The following is a 20,788-nucleotide window of genomic DNA, read 5'->3' as shown; positions in this document are numbered from 1 at the left end:
AAAAAAACTACCTCCAACAAACATGTTGCAGGTAGTTTTGTCGTCATTGTTCTTCTTATTTTACACGAAGCGCAAAGCTGGCTGTTGAAAAACCTGAACTTGCTTCGGTAACCGTGTACCCAGTGCTTGGTGCATGAATGAAGCTGCCGTTACCTGTTGCAATTGCAACATGATACGTATTGCCTTTTTCACCCCAGAATAGAAGATCTCCTGCTTGGGCTTGAGATACAGGGATGATCGTACCGGCACTTTCTTGCGGAACGGTCCAATCGCCAATATTTTTCCCTGTTACTTGTAAAAAGACATAACGAGTGAAACCGGAACAGTCAAAGACATCTGGCCCTTTCCCTCCCCATTGGTAGGGTGTCCCGATATATTTACGGGCTTCAGCTACAATAGCAGCACCGTTAATATTCGTACCGATAGTATTGTTGCCAGAATTGCCAGGATTTGTTGTGGTATTTCCACTGACTTCTTTTACGTAAGCTGCCGTGATCCAGCCACCGCTAGATAACTTATACCACGTCGTATTACCATTGACAGAAGTCCCTTTTTTCTGCGCCACTGCTTTCACTACAGCGTTGCTGCTCAAACTGCTGACAATACTGGCAGTAGTTGAAGCGTTCGAACGAACATTCATCCCAGTCGTAGTCTGTAGATTTTTACTGATTGCTTGTTCGGCAGAATTATTTGATGAATTAGAATTATTGCTGCTTGATCCACCGGTCGATGGATTGCTCGTATTGCTCGCATCTTTGACATAAGCTGCCGTGATCCAACCACCTGTAGATAATTTGTACCATGTCTTATTGCCGTTGACGGATGAACCTGATTTTTGAGCGACAACTTTAACGGTCGTGCTATTGCTCAGACTTCCCACAACACTACCACTTGTTGATGCACTGGAACGTACATTCAATGAAGCGGTGGTCTTGACATTTTTGCTGATTGCTTGTTCTGTGGTTGATGTGTTTCCAGGATTGCTTGTCGTTGAACCGCTAGACACAGCCTGAACATAAGCTGCGGTAATCCAGCCACCATTAGACAATTTGTACCATGTTGTTGTACCATTCACAGAAGTTCCTGATTTTTGAGCAACCACAGTGACCGTGGCATTGCTGCTCAATCCCCGAACGACACTCGCACTGGTTGATGCACTAGACCGTACATTCAGTGCTGCTGTTGTTTTGACGGTCTTATTGACAGCTGTTTCTCCGCTAGTACTGTTGTTGGAAGAGTTGCTGTTGCTGGCGGTTGTTACATAAGCGCCAGAAATCCAACCCCCAGATGACAACTTGTACCACGTCGTGTTCCCATTGACGGAAGTTCCTGATTTTTGAGCAACAGCTTTGATCGTGGTATTGTTCCCCACACCGTTGATAATTCTCGCACTGGTTGAAGCGTCTGAACGCACATTCAGTGAAGCGGTCGTTTTAAATTGTCGATTGATCGTTGTTTCTGACGATCGAGCAAGAGTTGTCGTTGCAGTTGATTTAGTTGACTTTGCTACTTCTGTTTCATTTACTCCTGTAGCGTTGGCCTCTGGTGCGTTGACCAAAGTTGTGAATACACCTGATGTAGAAGCTAACACCGTTGTAACCCCTATACTTTTTTGAATAAAAAGTGATCGTTTTTGTTTCACTAAACGCTTACGGATTGCTTTTCGAGATTCCAATGAAACACCCCCTCCTTTTCATTCTATCAAAATCGATTGATTTTTAACATCTTTTTTCTGTCTGTAACATTTATTTAATGTAGGTTTATTCCTTGGCACCGAAAAATTTTCTTTCTAAAACCACGTTTTACCTATACAAACGATACAAATACAATTCTATTTTAAATGAAAAAAATATAGAACGCTATCAAAACGAATGAACCCGACTGTTTTTTTGGAAACTAGAGTAGCTCCTATCAAATAAACAAGGTAGGCCAATTTTCTTCAATAAGCCTGCCATCTACTCGACATTTATTTGCAATCTAGCCCCTTTTTCTTCACAAACACTATTTTAAAAAGCGTTAAAGCTTTAAAAACAAAAGAGAAACCGTTTTAATTCTTTGTGAAATTATGCTATAGTAAAAAAAAAGGAAGAGGTGACTTAAAATGAAAACGAAATCGAAAGAAAAAGTTTATGCCGAGCGTCAGCATAGTTATAAGCAAGAAAAAGAGGAAATTTTCAAAAAAGCCCTTGCTTCTGTACCAAAAAAAGACAAAAAATCCGCCGCTAAAGACAAACGATGACCCTTATCTGCCTGCGACATTTACTTTAGGCTGCTTTGTAGCTTGAAAAACATGCCTGACTATTCAACCGATCCGAGTAGACTCTCGGTTCGGCTAAATAATCAGGTATTTTTTGTGTCGTTAAAGCTTTAAAGATCCCGTCATTCCTTTGACAAACCCTCGTTGCATAAAGAGAAAAAGGACTAATGTAGGGATCGTTGCAATGACAATTGCTGTCATCTGCACGCCATAGTTCGCAACATAAGAAGCCGATGATAAGTTCGATATCAGCAACGTCATCGTTTGACGATCTTCTGTCTGCAAAAAGATCAGCGGGAGCAAATAGCTATTCCATGAGTTCATAAAAGCATAGATAGCCGCTGCTGCATAAGTTGAGCGCATCATTGGAAAAACGATCCGAAAGAAAATCGTATACTCACTTGCTCCTTCGATCCTGCTGGCATCTAAAATGCCGTCGGGAAAGGACTTGAAATTTTGACGAAAGAAAAAAATCAGGAAGAGATTATTGACTAGCGGCAAAATAACGGCGATATGCTGATTTACAAGATGCAGGCCTGACATCATCTTAAACAATGGGATGACTAATGCAGCCAGTGGAATCATCATGCACAGTAAAAAAAGCGAGTAAATCATTTCACTGCTGCGGGTTTGAAATTTCTCAAAACCAAATGCCGCCAATGATGTGATCAGTAAACTAAATAGAACAGTAATTACAGAAATCTTGATCGAATTCCACATGATCAAGGAAACATTATAGTTAGAAAATAGTTGCTGAAGGTTTGTGATCAGCTGATTTCCTAGTGTGAGTTTTCCAGCAGCAATCTGATTCGATGTATTCGTCGCTCCCGCGATCATCCAATAGAAAGGAAAGATAGAGACGAATGCCGCTACGATCAAAAAAAGATATTTTATCAGTGTATTCACATTTCGCTTCATCGCTGCTCCTTTCTGCTTATTGTCGGTCGTCTTTTGCTAATTTGAACTGCGCATAGGATAAGACCGCAATGATCACTACCAACGCCCACGACAATGTTGCTGAATAACCAAAATTTGAGGTATAGACAAATGAATGATTGTAGATCAGTTGTGCTGCAGTCAATGTCGCATTTGAAGGGCCACCGCCTGTTAAATTCACCACTTCATCAAAGAGCTGAATCGTTCCGATCGTCGATGTGATTGTGGTAAAAACAATCACTGGCTTCAATTGAGGAATAATGATCCTAAAGAACTTCTGAAAGCTGTTTGCGCCATCTATATCCGCAGCCTCCAACGTATCATCTGAAATATTTTGTAATCCTGCTAAATAAAAAATCATGTTATACCCTGTCCAGCGCCAGCATAAGGCAATGATCACCGTCACTTTCGCCCAAAAAGGGCTATTTAACCAGTCTAACGGTTGTTGGATAATTCCAATTGCCAGCAAGCCCCGATTAATGATCCCACCGATCTGGAACATCATCTTAAATAAAACCGCATAAGAAACCAGAGAGGTGACACTTGGCAGAAATAAGGCAAGCTTAAAAAAAGTTCGTCCAACTAGTTTTGGTGTATTCAACACAAAAGCTAGTAAAAGTCCTAAAAACACCATGATTGGCACTTGAAAAATCAAGAAAACAAAATTGTTGAATAATGCTTTGTGGAAAATGGTATCTTGAAACATCCGAACGTAATTGTCTAAACCAACAAAAACGGATTGCAATCCTTGCATCGTATGAAGAGATAAATAAATTGAATAAAGAATTGGATAGATCATGAAAATACTGCTTAAGATCATTGCAAAACTAATAAATTTCCATACTTCTCGCCTTTTTCTCGAAGGATCCATCTTATCCACTCCCTGCTAATGCAAATCGGCTACTCGCCGACTTGCATTGTATAATTATTTTCGGCTTCTTCTAGCATTTCGTCCAAACTCAATGCATCATCAAAATAACTCTGCATAACTCCTCGAAGAGCATCAACCGCTGCTTGCGTATTGTTGCCATAGTCGACACCAGGGATTTCAGCCATCCAACTCGAAAAATCTTTATAGATTGGCGCATCATTGAAAAATGGGTCTTTGTATTGATACGCATCCCCTTTTTGAGATGGCAAATACGTTCCCACTGCCCCATTCTCGACCAATATCTCTTGATAAAATTCATCATTACCTGCAAATTCTGTCTTCAAGAAATCCATTGCCAGTTCTTTATTTGGCGAATCGTTCAAAACTAACCAGCTTGATCCGCCTAGGTTTGAATAGGGGGTCGCCCCATCAACTGTCTCTAATTGTGGCAGATGTGTATAAGCCCACTTGCCTTTTTGATCCTCCGCGGAACGAATCGTTGCTGAAAACCAAATGGCAGAATTAACCGCCGCGACTTCACCACTCGTAACTGCTCCGATTCCCTCAGGAGCAAAATAATCTACCGGTTTTGCTAACTCTTTCTGGTCAATCTCTTTTAGGATCGGCATCATTTCGCGGATCGCTGGATTGTCTTTCAAGAAAATTTTGCCCTCTTCATCGAAATACCACAGTCCGGCAGACTGCATCGCCATCTGCAGATAATGGGTCCCACGGTTGGGAATGAATGCGACAAACCATTTACCGGTCTTTTCTTTCACATCTTCACCGATAGTGACAAATTGGGACCAAGTCAAATCTTTCATATCTTCTTCACTGTAGCCTGCCTCACTTAAATAATCGGTGCGATAATATAATCCGGCAGAACCAGAATCAAATGGGACTGCATAGATTCCCTCCTTATAGGTAGCATTCTCTACTTTGTATTCGGCAAAATCAGCAAAGTCGATGGTATCAGATAACTCCGCAAATTTCCCTTCATAATTCGTAAGATAACTTTGTACATCATAATCATCCATCAAAACGATATCAGGCAATCCTTCTGATACCCCCGACGTGAATCCAGAAACCATTTTTTGCTTTGTGTCCTCATTCGACATTTCGATGACATTCACTTTAATCTCATCATGCCCATCCTTACGGTAGTACTCCCCTGCTTTTTCCATAATTGGAATATTGAAATTCGTATCCCAAGCCCAGACAGTCAATGTCTGCTCATCTGAACTAGCAAAATCTCCTGATTCACTACTCTCATTATTACTGGAACAACCAACAAGCAACGCAAAGCTCAATATACTATATAGAAAAATCAACCTTTTTTTCATTTTTCTCTCCTCCTATTTGCTTTTCCTAAAATCCCAGCAAAGGTGCAATAGAAAGCGATTGCACCTTGCTTTTATTATAGATATCAGATGAAAAAAAACCAAATAATTGAATTTCTGTTGATAAAAATGAATAAATTTGAGCCATGATGAATGGAAACAAAATATGAAAGAAGTGCAGAACAATGAGATTAAAATGAGAAAATGATATAGTAGTGCTAACATACAGGAGGTGAGCAGATGGTTTTTACGATTATTCTAAAATTATTCTTTGGGTTATTTGGCTTATTGTTGGTGGCAAGACTGTTAGGGAAAAAGACACTGTCGGAAATCACACCTTTCGACTTGATTTATACTCTCGTTTTAGGCGGAATTTTAGAAGAGTCGATCTACGATGACAACGTTTCGGTTTTCCATGTCCTTTTCGCTATCGCTTTGTGGGCACTGTTGATTTACTTTATTGAAGAATTTGTTCAAAAAAATGAGACAATCAATCGCTGGTTGAAAGGCGAACCGGCAGTCTTGATTCACAATGGTCAGCTCAATATACAAGAGATTACCCGCAATCATATCGAAATGGAGCAGTTGCGAACCATGTTACGACAACAACAATGTTTCTCCCTTGCAAATGCCAAGTATGTTGTACTGGAAAACGCGGGGCAAATCAGTGTTTTAACACATTCAGAGGATGAGCAAACATTGGCAATCATGCTGGTTGACCAAGGAAATATTCAATATCCTGTACTGCAATCCCATCATTTGAGCGAAACTTGGCTACGAGAAGAATTACAGAAACAAGGCTATTCTTCTTTCAAAAATCTTATTTATGTAGAGTGGTCCCAAGACAATGGGTTTTATATCATCACCAAGGCAGAGACGATCCAGGCTCGCTACCGAATCGATGGCTAAAACAATCATTCGATTTTAAGATACTTTTCCTCTTTAGGAAGATGCCATCAGGAAGATACCATCCATCAACAACTATTTTCGACGAGTAATCACTTAGCAATCAGCATGAGCAAAAAAGGCTTACTTTAAAAACGTTATTTTTTCCTCACTGCCTCTTCATAGAGATTTCTTTGTTTTCTTGGAATTTTTTCAGATGAAAGAAGTATTCTACTGAATTAGATGGAGGTGAAGGGATATAGAGGTAATTGGTGGATTGATTTTTTGGATTCCTGTTTTATTGTTTCTTATTATCGGATCGATATTTATTACATGGCGAAAGAATGTCGTTGTACTACTCTTTCTTTTGATACCATTTTTGTTTTTTTTACTAAATGTTTTTGATCATCATCATTATGAACCCACGTCTGATTTGATGTACAATCTTTTAGGACTAGCTCTTTCAACGATTGCTATCATCCTTTATTTGCTTTTTCAAAGCAAAAAGAAATAGAGTCTATGCCATAAGATCTTCGACAAACGGATATCCCATCGGTGACGATGTCCCGTTGTACTCCAGTCGAATCTTGTAACAAAAGAGCGATGATTCAACGATCAATCAGATGTTTTTTATTTTTACTAAGATTAAATAAGTGAACGAATACTCACTCAAATAAAAGATATCCCAACACTGAGAAATAGTTAGCCCGTCTTCACGATTTTATCGCGAGTATTGGCTAGCTACTCTCAGGCGGGATATCTTTTTTCGCTTGAATCTTCTCATACAAAGCAGAACTCAATTTTTTCACTAGGGCCTTAGCTATTGCTATAATTGCAGGCAACTAGTCCACTTGTTCGATAGTCGTTGTCCCCCAGTTCATGACATTTGCAACATGGACATACCCATCATAAAGATTTAACAGCAAAGCGATTGCACAGACAATATAAACAAGTCGATAAAAAGAATTTGTCTTCTTGTTGCGCCAAATGGCAAAACCGCTTAGGAGGATGCCTAAAGGAAAGATGAATGAGGATACGCCGGCTAAAAGCAGCAAAATCAATCCTTCATCTTTATCAGAAGACATTTGTTGGGTGATAAAACTCAACTTCTTCTTTTTATCTTCAATTTCCACATTATTCTTTTGAATTTGTTCTTTCAATTGTTCATTTTCCTGCAGCAATTCATCAATCGATACTTGATAAAGTTTGCTTAGTAAAACTAAATTATCAATATCTGGATAGCCACGCCCATTCTCCCACTTAGAGATCGACTGACGAGAAATCTTTAATTCTTCTGCTACGGAAGCTTGCGACAATCCGCTTTTCTCACGATATAATTTTAGTTGTTCCGCTAAGGCCACTAATTTCATCTCCTACACCTATTACTTTACAACTAGTTTACCATTAGAAATGGTTGCGGTCACGCTTGCATTTGTTGTAATCGTTCCAGCTTTTTGTTTAAAGCTGCAAGTAGCCTTAGTAGTCGTATGGGTTAATGAACTCGAAAGAATACTTCCTTTCAATGCTTTGATGCTCAAATTTGTCGCCGCTGTGATCTGTTCTTTTGAGTTGATTTTTACATTATAAGAAGCAGTCCAACTTCCTTTGACTGTCTTAGACACTTTATAAGTTCCTTGAGCAATTCGTGCAAAGGGTTGAATATATTCAACAGATAGTACGACTTCATCACCCGCTTCATCAATATAAGATATCTCTTGAGAACCGACGCCAGCGGTCATTTCATAAACAAGCTCATCTGTATTCTTTTCATCCGCTGCAGCTGTGACAGACACCCCCAAAAAACCTAAAAAACAGGCTACTAAAATAACTAATTTCTTCATAAAAACACTCCTCTCTTATTTGTCTTCACTTTATCGCTTTTCTTGAAATATAAGGAGAAACTAGAGGTTTACAGGGGGAAACCATTGGTTTACATCCTTCATTTCCCTTTCATTGTAAACAAAAGGTTGCTTCTTTTCTATAACAATTACTGTAATAATGGAAAAGTACGATCTGTGGGGAGGTGTCAGAATGAAAAGGCAAAATAAAATCCTATTATTCAGTTTTAGTCTGCCGCTTTTTAGTGTTTTTTTCGGTCCAGTATCTAGCCAACAATTTGGTCCCTTGTACGAATATGCTTTTGGCTTCCCGTTAAGATTCATCTGGTATAGGAGTATCAATGAACCTCTTGAAAGTCATTGGGCACTCTTTTCCTTTGAAAAGATCGCTCACTTGCAAGTTGATTTACTTGGCTACTTTCTTGCAGTGCTGCTGACTTATCTCGTTTCCCGATTTTTGTTCGAGCAACTCTCACAATGGCTGCATAAGCATGTGCAAAGCGGACTATTATAAATAAAAGGAATGTTTTCGTTAAGAGGATAAACCCTTTCTCAATCCACAAAGACAATACAACCTCAAGATGTCGTAGGCGAAAACAAGTTCCCCCTATATATTGTGAATAAAACTGTTAATATGTGCATAACTCGGTCTTTGACACGCTGTTTTACGAATAAAACGGCCCAACAAGTATCCTTTTCACAGATAAATGTTGGGCTGGTATCTTAACTCATCCTCATTTTCCAGCAGACCTTCGCAAAAAATTTTTTGCCTTGCTGCTAAACTTATTTCTGTTATTCGTCATTCTCGTGCTATCCATCGATCTCTTTCAGTGCTGCTGACGGCACGTCTTCTTTGGCAATTTCTTCATACGTCTCAACATGTGCCCCTTTATTCGTCAATTTCAAAAAGCGCTCTGTCTTCAACACTTGTAAGCCTTCAAATTCTATCATTCGAGTCTGGCCATCTGCCGTGGCAGCTACTTGTTTGTAATGAGCAGTGCCATAGCCGTTGACCGATTCAGGCGCTTGCGTTTTTACATACATTTCGCTTTTTGGAACAAGTGGATTCAATTGATCTAAAATTCCTGCCACTTCTCCCGATGCTCGGTTAGTGTACAACATGATTCCCCCGCACAGAAGTAAGAAAAACAAACCAATGGATAAGATTGCTCGTACGATTTTTTTCATCATATTCTCCTTTCGTCTCTCTTTCTATCTTAGCAAAATAAAAACAGGGGAAATCGGCCTTAGGTCCCAATCCAAAATAACAAAATTGAAAGGTTGCCGTAAGAAAACTTCTACAACTTATTGATATTTGCTTAATACTGCTTATCCAGCTAGGCAACAAAGGCAAAAAAGATTACAATAATTAAAAAAAGGAGTACCTATATGCTTACACATTTCAATCTTATTGCTATTCTTTTGGCAACACTTGCTTTTATGATCAGCGGGAGCTTACTTTATAATCCAATCCATGCTTGGGGGCGCTTTTGGGCAAAAGAATCTGGCATGCTAAATAAAGAAAGTCATCATATGTCTGCCGGCAATGTCGTTTTTACTTTTGGCGGGACAGCTGTTGGCGGACTATTATTGGCATTTACACTAGGACAAGTCACCTATTGGTTCAATAAGTTTGACCATGACGGTTGGATGATGACGAGCTTGCAAGTGGCCTTTTTGCTATGGCTGGGCGTATTTGCTGTGGCAACTTTCGTAAATGCAGCCTATGCTGGACAAAGCAAAAAACTGATTGGTCTGCATTTATTGAATGGTGCAATCGAGTTAGTCATTATGGGAATCATCATTGGCTTGTTTCCAGTGGTAGGTTAACAAGCTGATACGCAATCATAAGCAAGTGTTTCTCAAGCTATCGGGGGCAGAAAAAAACAGGTAATGTAAACCAATCAGTGAAAACCTGTCGTAAGGTATGAGTGGGCTAGATTGTCTTACGACAATCCTAGTAGTACTTTATTCACCCACGATCTTCTCTTAATCTCTTTCGCTGATTTAGTTGAGCTCTCGGGATTGCTTTTCCCCCTCTAGCAAGCTTGTCGTTTTTTGATTATTCTTGGGCCAAAAAAAGAAAGAAGGGATCACCATCAACTACCTGCCCAATCTCTTGTCCATTGCACGGATCGCGTTAGCTGGTCTTCTATTGATCAATCAGCAGCCTTTGTTTTCAGTCTGCTACATCATTTGCGGATTGACGGATGTTTTAGACGGATTTATTGCACGAACCTATCGATTGCAAACGACCTTGGGCTCAAAACTAGATAGTTTAGGTGATTTTGTTTTTTGGTCCATTGTCCTATTTCTTTACATTAAAACTAAGATCTATCCAGATTGGATCATTTATGGCATTGTCTTAGTCGCTAGCATTCGATTTCTTAATTTGATTTTGACTAAAGTTAAGTTTGCTCAGTGGGGGATGCTGCACACATTGAGCAACAAGATAACAGGTCTTGCCTTGTTTCTCCTGTGTTTCGTGGCATTTACTTTTGGTGACGTATCAGGATATATTTGGGTCGTGACATTCCTGCTCGCTTTGTTTTCATCTATAGAGGAAACACTGATTGTCTGGCGCAGCACTTATTACGAACCGAATCCAAAAGGCTTTTTCACTGTTTCTCATCAATCCAGCTAAATTTTAGCAACAGGAGTATCAAAAAAACGTCCAGCTCTTATTACAGCTGGACGTTTTTTGCGTACTATCTATTATGAATAGTGATGTTTATTTATTTTTTAGCGTAGTCTGAAGCTTGGACCCCTGCTTGACGACCAAAGACCATGATATCAGCAACTGCATTTCCGCCGATACGGTTTTGTCCGTGAATACCACCAGTTACTTCTCCAGCAGCGTATAAACCATCAATAACAGAACCGTCTTTTTTCAAGACTTGTGTATTGGTATTGATTTTTACACCACCCATTGTGTGGTGGATTCCTGGTGCGATTTTGATTGCATAGTAAGGACCAGTTGTTAAGTCATAATCCATTGCTGTTTCTCGACCAAATGCTTCGTCTTTTTTATCTTTAACAGATTGATTCCATGTATCTAGTGTTTTTGCCAATGTATCAGCGTCCATGTCGATTTTCTTCGCTAAGGCTTCGATCGTATCTGCTTCAACGACTACACCTTGTTCTTTGTAGAAATCAACTTGTTTTGCTCGACCTGCTAATGCATCGTCAAAGATCAAGTAAGCATAGCTTTCTGGAAGAGCGGTAATCGCCGCAGAAACATTGTCGCGGGTTTCTAATTCGTTGTAGAAACGTTCACCTTGTTGGTTGACTAAAATCGCACCTTCTCCACGGACTGTTTCACTGACTAACATCCCTGTATCTTGAACAACTGTTGGGTGAACTTGAATTTGATCCATATCGACTGTTGCACCGCCAAGAGATTCAATCATCTTGATGCCGTCACCTGTACTGCCTTCAGATGTTGTGCTGACATAGCCTTTTAAATCCGGACGATATTTTTCAATCATTTCTTTGTTTGAGCCAAAGCCACCAGTGGTAACGACAACTGCATTCCCATTGATCGTTTTTTCTTCATCACCGATTTTTACAGAAACGCCAGTGACTTTTCCGTCTTTTTCGTTGATTTTCTTCACATCAGCATTCACAAACAAAGGAATTTCCTTTTCATGGATATTTCTCAATAGTCCATCTACCAAGTAGGTTCCGACAGCAGAGCCGTCATGTGGACGGTGGATACGTTTGACACTTGCACCACCACTGTAGCTGATGTTGTCTAATGTGATTCCCATACCGTCTAACCAGTCAATGGCTGAAGCTGAGTTATCGACTAAGTAGTGTAAAAGTTCTTGGTCATTCGTACCTTTACCACCTTTTAGTGTGTCATCAAAGAACTGTTGGTTGCTGTCTTCGATTCCTTGTTCTTTTTGGAATTTTGTTTCAGAAGCATTCATCCCACCAGAAGATTTCAATGTGTTTCCGCCTGCGATCGGCATTTTTTCCAAGATGACTGGATTCATCCCAGCTTCTTTGGCAGATAAAGCAGCTGCCATTCCGGCACCACCAGCACCAACAATGACAATGTCATATTGATCTTTTAGTTCAGAAGGATCGGTATATTCTTGTTCAGATGCACCTGAAGCCACTTCTGTTTCGCTTGATGATGCTGAACTTTTTGCTGTTTCACTATCTTTTGTCGCCCCGTTACTACCACAAGCACTGAGCAATAATAAACTTGCAGCGCCAATGACCAATTTCTTTAATCCACTTGTTTTCACTTTTTTCCCCCAACTTTCTTTCTTTTGTTTGATTGTTCTTTGATTCTTCCACTGAAAAAGCAGCGCTCTAGCACTATTGATTGTTACTTTATTAACAAACAAGAATAAAAAAATATTTTGACTATTAACAATTTCAATTGCTTTAAAATCAGCGTTATCATCTAAAAAACAAACCCAACATATTTATATAAACATAATAAAAATAGAAAATAATAAAATCACGCTTATATTTTGTGTAATTTTTCATTAGTTGTTCTAATCGAAATTTCATTTACTGTGTATATGTCCCCATTGATCAGCGGTGCATACATAGAAATATATACACACCGCAGGCAAAACCTTAGGAATTTTTCTTTGATTGCTTCTGGTCAAAATTTATTTGATTGCTTCTATTCTTTACTTGCCAACTGCTAGTTGCTTTTTTGGAACGATAATTTTCTACATCTTTATTACACAGAAATATCCTTAGCGCTTTCATGATTTTCGAAAACGGCACTGACTACTTGTTGCGAAAAAACAATCACATTCTCCTGCAAGATGTGTTCTCTTCTGATGGATTCGATTTTCTTTGTCAGACGTTCAATCTCTAAACTGTCGATCGCTCCACTCATGTAGATTGCCGAACGATTCTGGTAGGTGTTTGAGATAATGATGTCTGGCTCTTCAACTAGTGATTCCGCAGCAATAAAATCAATATTATAAAGAGCGGAGAAGATCTTTTTCAGCTGCATAATGAAGAACTGTTCAAATGAGAAAGGAAAATCTGTTTCTACCGAAACAACAATCTTTTTCTCAAATAAAGTAGGTGTGATCAGAGACGTGTAGGCAAGAACATATCGTAAGAGCAGAAACTCCTGTTTTTCTGTAAGTTGCCCTGTTGTGCTGCCAAAACAAATGGTACGTATTTTATTCACAAGCACTGGGTAGTAGTGTCTGTAATAGCGGATGATATCTGAATCGGAACCTACTTCCAGGAATCCTTCAAAAGCGTCATAAAAAGAATGCGCCGCCAATAAAATGCCGAAGACATTTTTCTCATTTCCGCCATTTAACGGCAATGTCAATTTTTCTGAGAGACTGACTGCTTCTAAATACACCTCTGCTTTTTCTCTTTCCCAAAAATCGATGATTTGCTTATAGGTCGCCTTTTTAGCGTAAAATTGCGTGGAAGTTTGCATCATCAAAAATAGAAAATAAATGCTTTCATCTCTAAAAAAGCTATACTGAAAGAAAGAATCTTTGATATTTTGAAACTCTTTTTCAAATAGATCTTGAGTCATATTGATCGACCATTGAGGCATTTCCTCCATTTTCAAGCGGTTGCCTTTTTTATCTCTGAGGATGTTGATCGCAATCAAGTAGCACCATTTATCCACGATCGATTGCTTCAGTTGAAAATCAAAATTAGGTAAGATTCGCTGAACGAATAATTCTCTGATATGAGCATAATTCAATTCGGGGTAGGGCCACTGACCGCCTTTACAAATCGTCCAAAAAAAGGAATGACCAAAGTAACGAATTTGGCTTTCGGACCCTTCAATCACGATCCGTCTATTTTTTGTCCCTATCTTTAATTCAAAGCGTTGCAGACTACGGTTGATGCAATGAAATTTTTTTCTTAGGTTTGAAAGGCTTATGTAATTCAATTCACAAAACTCTTCAATCTTAATTCTTTTTGACAATAGACAGTTCTCGATCACTTGATATATGACTGACTGATTATAAATTTCATGTTGTATATCAAAATAAATGTTTTTATTGCCACTAAAAGAGCACCCTAATGCTTTTTTGATTTTGATTGCTTGCGGATTGATTTTTTGCAATTCATTAAGAATACTATCCGTTGTTTTTCGATTCACATTCAGTCTTTCTGATAAATTAACGATTGTTACAAAACTATTTGACTGATAAATATAACGCAAGCAATTGACCATTAATTGGGTTCGCTTTTCAAAAAGATCCTGAATAATCATGTCTTCCTCCTGCATTAAATAGAAGTTCGTTCATAAGTTGCTTTCTTTCATACTCATATAAACTGATAAAACGATTAAATATATATATTAATTTTTAAGCTAATTTTAAACATTTGTCGAATAAGTCGCTCATTCTTCATCTGTTCTATGTAGTGCGCCTCAACAAAGGAAGAACGCTCAACTTTTTACTGTTATAAAAAAAGGCATCTGACTGCCTTCTCTGACCTTAATTCTGTAATTGATCCTCCCTACTACTTAAGTGCTTCCTTTCAGCCATCAATTTTTAATGAGAATTTAACTCCACTAACTAAAAATTATAAAGTTAATCTGTATCTTGAGAAACCCAATTCGGGAAAATGAACTCACTTTTTTTTACATTGTCACTAGAAATGTTTTGGCAGGAACTCCTATAAATGCAGGAAAATTATTGTTAATAAAGACCTTTTTATCGCTGCTTTCGGTTAGCCATTTACTGACGATAATTATCCATGTGATGCTTTTATACTTTTTCAGGAAAAACAAAACCCCCTATTTTATCTTACACAAGCAAAAGAGACCTTCGAGAATAGCCAAAGGTCTCTTAAAAAAATTATTGTTGATGTTTCTGGACTCATCCTATACGAACGTTCTTGCGAGCGGTATATGTTTTAAGATGATTTGCTTCGTGTTTTTTTTAATGCTTTAAATAAGGTGTGATATTGGCCTTTAAAGGACATGGCTTGTTCAAAAATATCTTCACCGTCATTCAGCATCTTAACAGTAACCCAACCTAAAGATTCAGTAATAGCACTGGCTACCCCCGCGTTAATGGACGCGCCGGCGATCGTACCGACCCCCGGTACGAACTTGATAATATTCCCCACAGCGCTTCTACCTAAACTAACAACAACTAATTCTTTAGAAATGCTTTTTGCGATTCCCTCGACCCACGATTGACCAAACAACTTGTGTAGTCTAGCCATCATCGTCATTTGAACAGGTACAAGGAGTATCGCATCTGAAAACGGAATAGGTGAACAACCAATGATGGCCGCCGTCAGAGAAGCGGCATGGATGATTCGATGCGCCTTCTTCTTCGTCGCATCATCCACACCCATTAAAAATTCAGAGAAGACGGCATCAAATTGGGTACGGCTTTTTGCTTGGATCTTTTCTGCCGTATGTTTTGACTTCTCAAAAGATCGACGAATGATCCCTGCCGTTTTGTTTGGTAGTTTGGTTAAAACTTCTGCAAAGAATGACTGAAACTCTTCTTGTTCTGCCGATTCTTTCACAGGTTCATCCACTTGTTGCAGCAAAATCTCTTTTTGAGATTTTTTATTTTTGGGAGTGTTTCTCTTTAATTTCATAAAAACCACCTTTAATGATTAGTTGTCATAGATTTAGTTGCTTTCTCAACCTCTTATTTTCATCATACACTAACAAACAAAAATCACCTAAAGCCGCGCTTCAGGTGTTATAATTCTTAACGGAAGCACAAGAAATCAACTTCTTTCTAACAGAAAAGCTCACATGACCGATCCAACGATACCCCCTTTAAACGAGAGTCTCTCCCGTGGTATAATGACTACTTGTTTCTTGGGTATTATGAAAGTGTCATAACTCTATTCAGAGAAGCGTGTTTTATTCATATAGGCAGCAGCTGCTGCCAATCCCCACAACAAATCATCATTTGATAAGGAGAAAACAAATCAATGACCTATGCACTTGAAATAAAAGATCTAAAAAAAGTCTATGCGACCGGCGTCGAAGCATTACGCGGTATCAACTTGACAGTTGAAGAAGGTGACTTCTATGCGCTTTTAGGGCCGAACGGTGCTGGCAAATCAACAACCATCGGGATCATTACTTCACTAGTAAACAAATCTTCTGGCAGTGTCAAAGTTTTCGGTTATGATTTGGACAAAGAATTGGTTCAAGTCAAGCAACAAATCGGCTTAGTTCCACAAGAATTCAATTTCAATCCTTTCGAAACAGTACAGCAAATCGTCGTCAATCAAGCGGGCTACTACGGCGTTCCTCGCAAAGAAGCGATCGCTCGTAGCGAAAAATACCTAAAGCAATCCAATTTATGGGAGAAACGCGATGTTCGGGCCAGAATGCTTTCGGGAGGAATGAAGCGCCGTTTGATGATTGCACGGGCTTTGATGCACGAGCCGCGACTCTTAATCCTCGATGAACCAACAGCTGGCGTAGATATCGAACTGCGCCGAGAAATGTGGGCCTTCTTGCAAAAATTAAATAAAAATGGTACGACGATTATTCTAACCACTCACTATTTAGAGGAAGCAGAAATGCTCTGCCGCAACATCGGAATCATTCAATCCGGTGAATTGATCGAAGATACCAGCATGAAGACCCTTTTGTCCAAATTACAGTTTGAGACATTCCTCTTTGACTTAGATACCTATGTGAAACCACCTGTGATCTCCGGCTATAAAAGTGCTTTTGAAGATGATCAAACGTTAGCAGTCGAGATTGAGCGCAATCAAGGCGTTAATGATTTGTTTGAGCAATTTACTAAGCAAGGAATCAAAGTTCTTTCCATGCGCAACAAATCGAATCGTTTAGAGGAACTCTTTTTGAAATTAACCGAAGAAAAGCATGAAGCGGGGGAAAAAAATGTTTAGTCTTTATTTTACAGCATTAAAAAGTCTAGCGGTCAAAGAAACCAACCGCTATTTACGGATTTGGGTCCAAACACTCGTACCACCAGTGATAACGACTTCGTTGTACTTTATTATTTTTGGGAAAATGATTGGCGGCCGTATTGGCGAAATGGGCGGCTTCTCCTACATGGAATTTATCGTTCCCGGGCTGATCATGATGTCAACGATCACCAGTTCTTACGCGAACGTTTCGTCTTCTTTCTTTTCTCAGAAGTTTCAAAAGAATATTGAGGAACTTTTAGTTGCACCCGTACCTACTCATGTGATTATTTGGGGATTTGTTTTCGGTGGTTTGGGCAGAAGTATTTTAGTTGGTATGCTGGTCACAGTGATTTCTCTCTTTTTTGTTCCTTTGCATGTTTTTTCTTGGGTAATGGTTATTCTGACATTAGTGATGACCGCAATTCTTTTCTCACTAGCTGGTTTGCTAAATGGTATCTTTGCCCAATCATTTGACGATGTATCGATCGTGCCAACGTTTGTCCTACAGCCACTGACTTATTTAGGAGGCGTCTTCTATTCCATTTCGATGCTGCCACCAATTTGGCAAGCTATTTCTAAAGTGAATCCAATCGTCTATATGATCTCTGGATTCCGTTATGGCTTTTTGGGCACAACTGATGTGCCGATTTTAGTCTCTGTTCTGATTCTAGTTTTATTCATAATTGTTTTGTACGGTATCTGTTGGAAATTAATTGAAAAAGGCCGCGGTCTACGCAGCTAAGAAACTGACAGCTATCTTTCAATGAAAACAGGAAGGCTGTGCCAAGAACTCTCTTAGTTCTTGGCACAGCCTTTTTCTAATTCTTTTTGCCTTGTCTTTCGGGACTGACCCAAACACCGCTGCCGTGTCCCAAAATTGTTTTGACCGCTGGTATGAAGGTCGTTACGATCGTTAAAGCATTGACCATCCAATAAATCAGCATATAAAATGGTGCAAAAATGAAATACTTGATTTTTCTGCCAGCATCGTCCACCAATAAACTAGTCAACAACTGCATGATCCCAGCAACCATTTCAAAACAAACGAATAGGAAGGCCATTGTCACCATATGATACATTCGTTCAATGTTTCCTTCGAATGCAAAACGAAGAAAAGAAAAGATGAACAGTGCTGAAGAGATCCAAAAGAAGATCGACCAAATAATACTCAATGTTTGATCCACAAACATGACGGACCGACCAATATTTTGAAATGGATGAGTGAATACTTTTTTGAAATTTGTCAGCCAGACTTCTGTACCGCCTTTTGCCCAACGTTTCCGTTGGCGATAAAGCATCTTCATGGTCTCAGGAACTTCCATGAAAAACATGATCCGCGGAGCAAACAAGGACAACCAGCCTTGGAATTGGTGATCCCAGGCAATACTGATATCCTCGGTGGCACGATTTTGGCGGAAGAGTCCCACATCGATCAAAGCATTTTTTCGATACATCGTGTTGGCACCGCTGTATGCATAGATAACACCTAGCACGCCTTGTTGCGTCCGCTTGATAATACCTACGATACTTGAAAATTCAACAGTTTGTGACTTACTGACAATCGTCGTCCGATTCTGAACGTCCATGTTTGCAGTGATCGCTGAAATATTTACCGCATCTTGGCGAATAAAGTAATTGACATATTTCCAGAGTGCATCGGGTTCCGGTACAGTATCTGCATCGTTACTCAAAATCAGTTCTCCATTAGCAAAACCGATCCCGATATTAAAGGCATGGGCTTTTCCTTGGTTTTTTTGGATGCGTACCACTCGTAGATTAGGGTAGGTTTGCTGCAAACGCTTAAGGATTTCTGGTGTTTGATCCGTTGAGCCATCATCTGTGACTAACACTTCGTAACGGGTATAATTCAGTTTATTCATTAAGTAATGAATGGTATCTTCAATGACCACTTCTTCATTATGGGCAGGAACCATGATCGTGATCATTGGCTCTACTTCTTCGGAAATGGGGATCCATTCAATCTGTTGATGCTTAAACAAATACGTATGACAAAGGACGCCAATGAACCAAGCAAAGCCGCCTAAGATTGGATAAGTAAATAAAATGGCCACCAATAGAAAAAGGAAGAAATCCACTATCGGGTATCCCGTATCGATTTGTTCAATCATAGAGAGACCCCCTTATCTTTATACAACTTTACTATTTCTGTTTCCGTTAGATTTTGTTCCGGTTTCACTTCATAATAACAAACAGAATGCCGCATCTCTTCAGGACCAAAACGGTCATCAAAAAATTCTTCCAACACTTCTTTGCGCTGTTCAAGTTTTCTTTCATCATGCAAGACTTCTTTCCGCAATGTATGGCGAAAACGCCGATTGTTCCTCACGGTCAACAGAACAAAAAGAATAACTAAAAGAACGAAGGAAATTCCTAAAAACAATGCTAACAATCTAAAAATAGTGGCTTCCTCCACATAGGTCCTAAATCGTATTTGAGCGGCTGTTTGCGGAAAGAAAACCGGGAAAGCGACCCAAACGAATGGTACGATCACAGCAATCCACGCAAGCAGTGTCAAAAATGATTGCCACAACGTTAACTTTAAATGTCCTTTTTCAAAAAACAAATCTGAAACCAGCTGTTGACTGACTTCTTCTCTGGTGATTCTTTTTTTCATCCCACATCCTCCTTTTGGCTGTAACTCTCTTCTCCATCTATACATCGCTTATTACTAAAAAGAAGCATCAACCCTGGTAGCGGTCACAAAAACACTTAATCAATAAAAGCTATATTTGACCTCTTGTAGGACTAGGTCTAAGCGAGTATACCTACATTTTAGTTGAATCGATTCGAAAGAAAAAGAAACTAGCTTGCGCCAGTTTCCTTGTGATCCTATTCTTTTAATTCGACTTCCTAAGAAGAAAACCGCTAACAACAATTTCAAAAGTTATCAGGCAAGTCCATTTTTTTGAACACCCACGAATCTTGCTTTTTAGTACCCTTTCATCCAGACAGATTCTAATTGATTTCCGTCCGGATCAAGCACTTCAAAACCAAGCATTTCTTCCTCTGGAATCCCCATCTCTACTTGAAACGACTGTCCCCCATTGGCTTCAGCCGCTTTAGCAAAGTCTCGAGCTCCTTCAGGTGTATCAAAGCTAAATGCGATCAAGGCAGCATTCGTCTTTTGCGTATCCGCAATCTTTCTACCATTTAAAAACTGTTCATAAAACGCATATTCTAACAGCATCACCCAAATCGTCTCATTCCACATCATTCCACTTGATGTTTCATTCGAAAATTCTTCATTCTTGCTAAAGCCCAACGCTTCATAAAAACTAGTAGCTCGCTTGATATCTTGAACAGGCAAATTGATAAAAACCATCTTTCCCATGCTGCTTCCTCCTTTGACAAACCCGAGCGACATGTCATTGCTCCTTTATTATAAAGGGCCGATCCAGATATACAAAACAATCAATTTGAAGCTATTTCACAAAAAATGCAGCGGCATTTTTCAGGATGACTCCTTTTCTCCGTGCCAGCTGCATTGTTTCATATCGATTTTTCCGTTTGTTTTAAAGACGATCCCTTCTGCTAGCAGCCGCTGCTTTCGTTCTACGGCGGTAAAGCCCACGATCTCGCCGTCTGCTCGTACTACCCGATGGGCTGGTAATGACTCTGGGCAATATTTCATGGTGCGTCCTACAGCTCGTGCGCCATTCAAGCGACCTAAAGCCCAAGCTATTTGGCTGTAAGAAGCCACTTTGCCATACGGAATCTTCTTTACGAAACGATACACCTCTTCATAAAATGGATTCATACC

At 39.4% G+C, this 20,788-nt stretch carries 21 protein-coding genes; 7 read left to right on the top strand and 14 right to left on the bottom strand.

Annotated features, from left to right (window positions below):
- Positions 1-55 precede the first annotated feature (55 nt).
- Positions 56-1,675 carry a C40 family peptidase gene (locus ACTFWY_RS05420; RefSeq protein WP_171917258.1) on the bottom strand — a complete coding sequence of 540 codons (1,620 nt, stop codon included), beginning with the start codon at positions 1,673-1,675 and terminating at the stop codon, positions 56-58.
- Between the two features lie 426 nt (positions 1,676-2,101).
- Here ACTFWY_RS05420 and ACTFWY_RS05415 point away from each other — a divergent pair, with 426 nt between their 5' ends.
- Positions 2,102-2,239: a hypothetical protein gene (locus ACTFWY_RS05415; RefSeq protein ID WP_021150289.1), complete on the top strand. Its 138-nt coding sequence runs from the start codon at positions 2,102-2,104 to the stop codon at positions 2,237-2,239.
- 120 nt (positions 2,240-2,359) lie between these two features.
- Here the strand turns inward: ACTFWY_RS05415 and ACTFWY_RS05410 are convergent, their stop codons facing one another.
- The 3 genes from ACTFWY_RS05410 to ACTFWY_RS05400 are packed head-to-tail and all read right to left on the bottom strand — an operon-like array spanning position 2,360 to position 5,407.
- Positions 2,360-3,175 carry a carbohydrate ABC transporter permease gene (locus ACTFWY_RS05410; protein WP_195957423.1) on the bottom strand — a complete coding sequence of 272 codons (816 nt, stop codon included), beginning with the start codon at positions 3,173-3,175 and terminating at the stop codon, positions 2,360-2,362.
- 16 nt (positions 3,176-3,191) lie between these two features.
- Positions 3,192-4,064, bottom strand: a complete 873-nt coding sequence (locus tag ACTFWY_RS05405) for a carbohydrate ABC transporter permease (RefSeq protein ID WP_171917259.1) — start codon at positions 4,062-4,064, stop codon at positions 3,192-3,194.
- 29 nt (positions 4,065-4,093) lie between these two features.
- Complete coding sequence (locus tag ACTFWY_RS05400) at positions 4,094-5,407, bottom strand: ABC transporter substrate-binding protein (RefSeq protein WP_005470601.1); 1,314 nt, start codon at positions 5,405-5,407, stop codon at positions 4,094-4,096.
- 237 nt (positions 5,408-5,644) lie between these two features.
- Here ACTFWY_RS05400 and ACTFWY_RS05395 point away from each other — a divergent pair, with 237 nt between their 5' ends.
- A complete protein-coding gene (locus ACTFWY_RS05395) occupies positions 5,645-6,313 on the top strand; it encodes a DUF421 domain-containing protein (RefSeq protein ID WP_103300255.1) in 669 nt (222 codons plus the stop codon).
- Between the two features lie 818 nt (positions 6,314-7,131).
- Here ACTFWY_RS05395 and ACTFWY_RS05390 read toward each other — a convergent pair.
- Both ACTFWY_RS05390 and ACTFWY_RS05385 read right to left on the bottom strand, forming a co-directional pair.
- A complete protein-coding gene (locus tag ACTFWY_RS05390; RefSeq protein WP_003125666.1) occupies positions 7,132-7,650 on the bottom strand; it encodes a helix-turn-helix domain-containing protein in 519 nt (172 codons plus the stop codon).
- 21 nt (positions 7,651-7,671) lie between these two features.
- Entirely contained in the window at positions 7,672-8,130 is a 459-nt protein-coding gene (locus tag ACTFWY_RS05385; protein WP_003125665.1) for a DUF5626 family protein, read from the bottom strand.
- Positions 8,131-8,320: 190 nt separating this feature from the next.
- Between ACTFWY_RS05385 and ACTFWY_RS05380 the strand changes: the two genes are divergently transcribed.
- A complete protein-coding gene (locus ACTFWY_RS05380) occupies positions 8,321-8,641 on the top strand; it encodes a hypothetical protein (protein ID WP_003125664.1) in 321 nt (106 codons plus the stop codon).
- A 296-nt stretch (positions 8,642-8,937) separates the two neighbouring features.
- On the opposite strand, the gene ACTFWY_RS05375 is transcribed toward ACTFWY_RS05380, so the two are convergent.
- Positions 8,938-9,249, bottom strand: coding sequence for a YxeA family protein (locus tag ACTFWY_RS05375; protein WP_369914311.1), 312 nt, complete (start codon positions 9,247-9,249; stop codon positions 8,938-8,940).
- A 267-nt stretch (positions 9,250-9,516) separates the two neighbouring features.
- Here ACTFWY_RS05375 and ACTFWY_RS05370 point away from each other — a divergent pair, with 267 nt between their 5' ends.
- Together ACTFWY_RS05370 and ACTFWY_RS05365 are read left to right on the top strand one after the other, a co-directional pair.
- Positions 9,517-9,957: a DUF1761 domain-containing protein gene (locus ACTFWY_RS05370; RefSeq protein ID WP_138371132.1), complete on the top strand. Its 441-nt coding sequence runs from the start codon at positions 9,517-9,519 to the stop codon at positions 9,955-9,957.
- Positions 9,958-10,195: 238 nt separating this feature from the next.
- Positions 10,196-10,771, top strand: a complete 576-nt coding sequence (locus tag ACTFWY_RS05365) for a CDP-alcohol phosphatidyltransferase family protein (protein WP_103300253.1) — start codon at positions 10,196-10,198, stop codon at positions 10,769-10,771.
- 91 nt (positions 10,772-10,862) lie between these two features.
- Here the strand turns inward: ACTFWY_RS05365 and ACTFWY_RS05360 are convergent, their stop codons facing one another.
- From ACTFWY_RS05360 to ACTFWY_RS05350, 3 genes are all read right to left on the bottom strand, one after another.
- On the bottom strand, positions 10,863-12,383 hold the full coding sequence (locus ACTFWY_RS05360) for a flavocytochrome c (RefSeq protein WP_060814452.1): 1,521 nt from the start codon (positions 12,381-12,383) through the stop codon (positions 10,863-10,865).
- 449 nt (positions 12,384-12,832) lie between these two features.
- The gene (locus ACTFWY_RS05355; RefSeq protein WP_228073963.1) at positions 12,833-14,356 is read right to left on the bottom strand and encodes a helix-turn-helix domain-containing protein; all 1,524 of its coding nucleotides are present in this window, start codon (positions 14,354-14,356) and stop codon (positions 12,833-12,835) included.
- A gap of 647 nt (positions 14,357-15,003) precedes the next feature.
- Entirely contained in the window at positions 15,004-15,705 is a 702-nt protein-coding gene (locus ACTFWY_RS05350) for a YcjF family protein (protein ID WP_034704047.1), read from the bottom strand.
- A gap of 345 nt (positions 15,706-16,050) precedes the next feature.
- On the opposite strand from ACTFWY_RS05350, the gene ACTFWY_RS05345 reads away from it, so the two are divergent.
- Positions 16,051-16,986 carry an ABC transporter ATP-binding protein gene (locus tag ACTFWY_RS05345; RefSeq protein WP_003125657.1) on the top strand — a complete coding sequence of 312 codons (936 nt, stop codon included), beginning with the start codon at positions 16,051-16,053 and terminating at the stop codon, positions 16,984-16,986.
- On the top strand, positions 16,979-17,749 hold the full coding sequence (locus ACTFWY_RS05340) for an ABC transporter permease (protein ID WP_003125655.1): 771 nt from the start codon (positions 16,979-16,981) through the stop codon (positions 17,747-17,749). Before ACTFWY_RS05345 ends, ACTFWY_RS05340 begins: the two co-directional genes overlap by 8 nt.
- A gap of 76 nt (positions 17,750-17,825) precedes the next feature.
- Here the strand turns inward: ACTFWY_RS05340 and ACTFWY_RS05335 are convergent, their stop codons facing one another.
- The 4 genes from ACTFWY_RS05335 to ACTFWY_RS05320 all read right to left on the bottom strand — a co-directional run bounded on the left by ACTFWY_RS05335 (position 17,826) and on the right by ACTFWY_RS05320 (position 20,785).
- Positions 17,826-19,136, bottom strand: coding sequence for a glycosyltransferase family 2 protein (locus ACTFWY_RS05335; RefSeq protein WP_439926404.1), 1,311 nt, complete (start codon positions 19,134-19,136; stop codon positions 17,826-17,828).
- On the bottom strand, positions 19,133-19,642 hold the full coding sequence (locus ACTFWY_RS05330) for a hypothetical protein (RefSeq protein ID WP_005470580.1): 510 nt from the start codon (positions 19,640-19,642) through the stop codon (positions 19,133-19,135). The genes ACTFWY_RS05335 and ACTFWY_RS05330 overlap by 4 nt, the downstream gene beginning before the upstream one ends.
- A gap of 315 nt (positions 19,643-19,957) precedes the next feature.
- Positions 19,958-20,359 carry a VOC family protein gene (locus ACTFWY_RS05325; RefSeq protein WP_311828163.1) on the bottom strand — a complete coding sequence of 134 codons (402 nt, stop codon included), beginning with the start codon at positions 20,357-20,359 and terminating at the stop codon, positions 19,958-19,960.
- A gap of 120 nt (positions 20,360-20,479) precedes the next feature.
- The gene (locus ACTFWY_RS05320) at positions 20,480-20,785 is read right to left on the bottom strand and encodes an MGMT family protein (RefSeq protein ID WP_311828162.1); all 306 of its coding nucleotides are present in this window, start codon (positions 20,783-20,785) and stop codon (positions 20,480-20,482) included.
- Positions 20,786-20,788 lie beyond the last annotated feature (3 nt).

Origin of the sequence: Enterococcus sp. 125944, from assembly GCF_051909435.1 — a bacterium.
Taxonomy (GTDB): domain Bacteria; phylum Bacillota; class Bacilli; order Lactobacillales; family Enterococcaceae; genus Enterococcus_D; species Enterococcus_D gallinarum.
The sequence above is the reverse complement of the archived record's forward strand: the minus strand, read 5'-3'. Positions and strand labels throughout refer to the sequence as shown.

Excerpts from the sequence above, each read along its gene's own strand:
- ACTFWY_RS05350 (WP_034704047.1), bottom strand. The coding sequence starts at position 15,705 with ATGAAATTAAAGAGAAACACTCCCAAAAATAAAAAATCTCAAAAAGAG.
- ACTFWY_RS05355 (WP_228073963.1), bottom strand. The coding sequence starts at position 14,356 with ATGATTATTCAGGATCTTTTTGAAAAGCGAACCCAATTAATGGTCAAT.
- ACTFWY_RS05385 (WP_003125665.1), bottom strand. The coding sequence starts at position 8,130 with ATGAAGAAATTAGTTATTTTAGTAGCCTGTTTTTTAGGTTTTTTGGGG.
- ACTFWY_RS05415 (WP_021150289.1), top strand. The coding sequence starts at position 2,102 with ATGAAAACGAAATCGAAAGAAAAAGTTTATGCCGAGCGTCAGCATAGT.
- ACTFWY_RS05380 (WP_003125664.1), top strand. The coding sequence starts at position 8,321 with ATGAAAAGGCAAAATAAAATCCTATTATTCAGTTTTAGTCTGCCGCTT.
- ACTFWY_RS05400 (WP_005470601.1), bottom strand. The coding sequence starts at position 5,407 with ATGAAAAAAAGGTTGATTTTTCTATATAGTATATTGAGCTTTGCGTTG.
- ACTFWY_RS05320 (WP_311828162.1), bottom strand. The coding sequence starts at position 20,785 with ATGAATCCATTTTATGAAGAGGTGTATCGTTTCGTAAAGAAGATTCCG.
- ACTFWY_RS05340 (WP_003125655.1), top strand. The coding sequence starts at position 16,979 with ATGTTTAGTCTTTATTTTACAGCATTAAAAAGTCTAGCGGTCAAAGAA.
- ACTFWY_RS05345 (WP_003125657.1), top strand. The coding sequence starts at position 16,051 with ATGACCTATGCACTTGAAATAAAAGATCTAAAAAAAGTCTATGCGACC.
- ACTFWY_RS05370 (WP_138371132.1), top strand. The coding sequence starts at position 9,517 with ATGCTTACACATTTCAATCTTATTGCTATTCTTTTGGCAACACTTGCT.
- ACTFWY_RS05405 (WP_171917259.1), bottom strand. The coding sequence starts at position 4,064 with ATGGATCCTTCGAGAAAAAGGCGAGAAGTATGGAAATTTATTAGTTTT.
- ACTFWY_RS05335 (WP_439926404.1), bottom strand. The coding sequence starts at position 19,136 with ATGATTGAACAAATCGATACGGGATACCCGATAGTGGATTTCTTCCTT.
- ACTFWY_RS05410 (WP_195957423.1), bottom strand. The coding sequence starts at position 3,175 with ATGAAGCGAAATGTGAATACACTGATAAAATATCTTTTTTTGATCGTA.
- ACTFWY_RS05325 (WP_311828163.1), bottom strand. The coding sequence starts at position 20,359 with ATGGGAAAGATGGTTTTTATCAATTTGCCTGTTCAAGATATCAAGCGA.
- ACTFWY_RS05395 (WP_103300255.1), top strand. The coding sequence starts at position 5,645 with ATGGTTTTTACGATTATTCTAAAATTATTCTTTGGGTTATTTGGCTTA.
- ACTFWY_RS05330 (WP_005470580.1), bottom strand. The coding sequence starts at position 19,642 with ATGAAAAAAAGAATCACCAGAGAAGAAGTCAGTCAACAGCTGGTTTCA.
- ACTFWY_RS05375 (WP_369914311.1), bottom strand. The coding sequence starts at position 9,249 with ATGTTGTACACTAACCGAGCATCGGGAGAAGTGGCAGGAATTTTAGAT.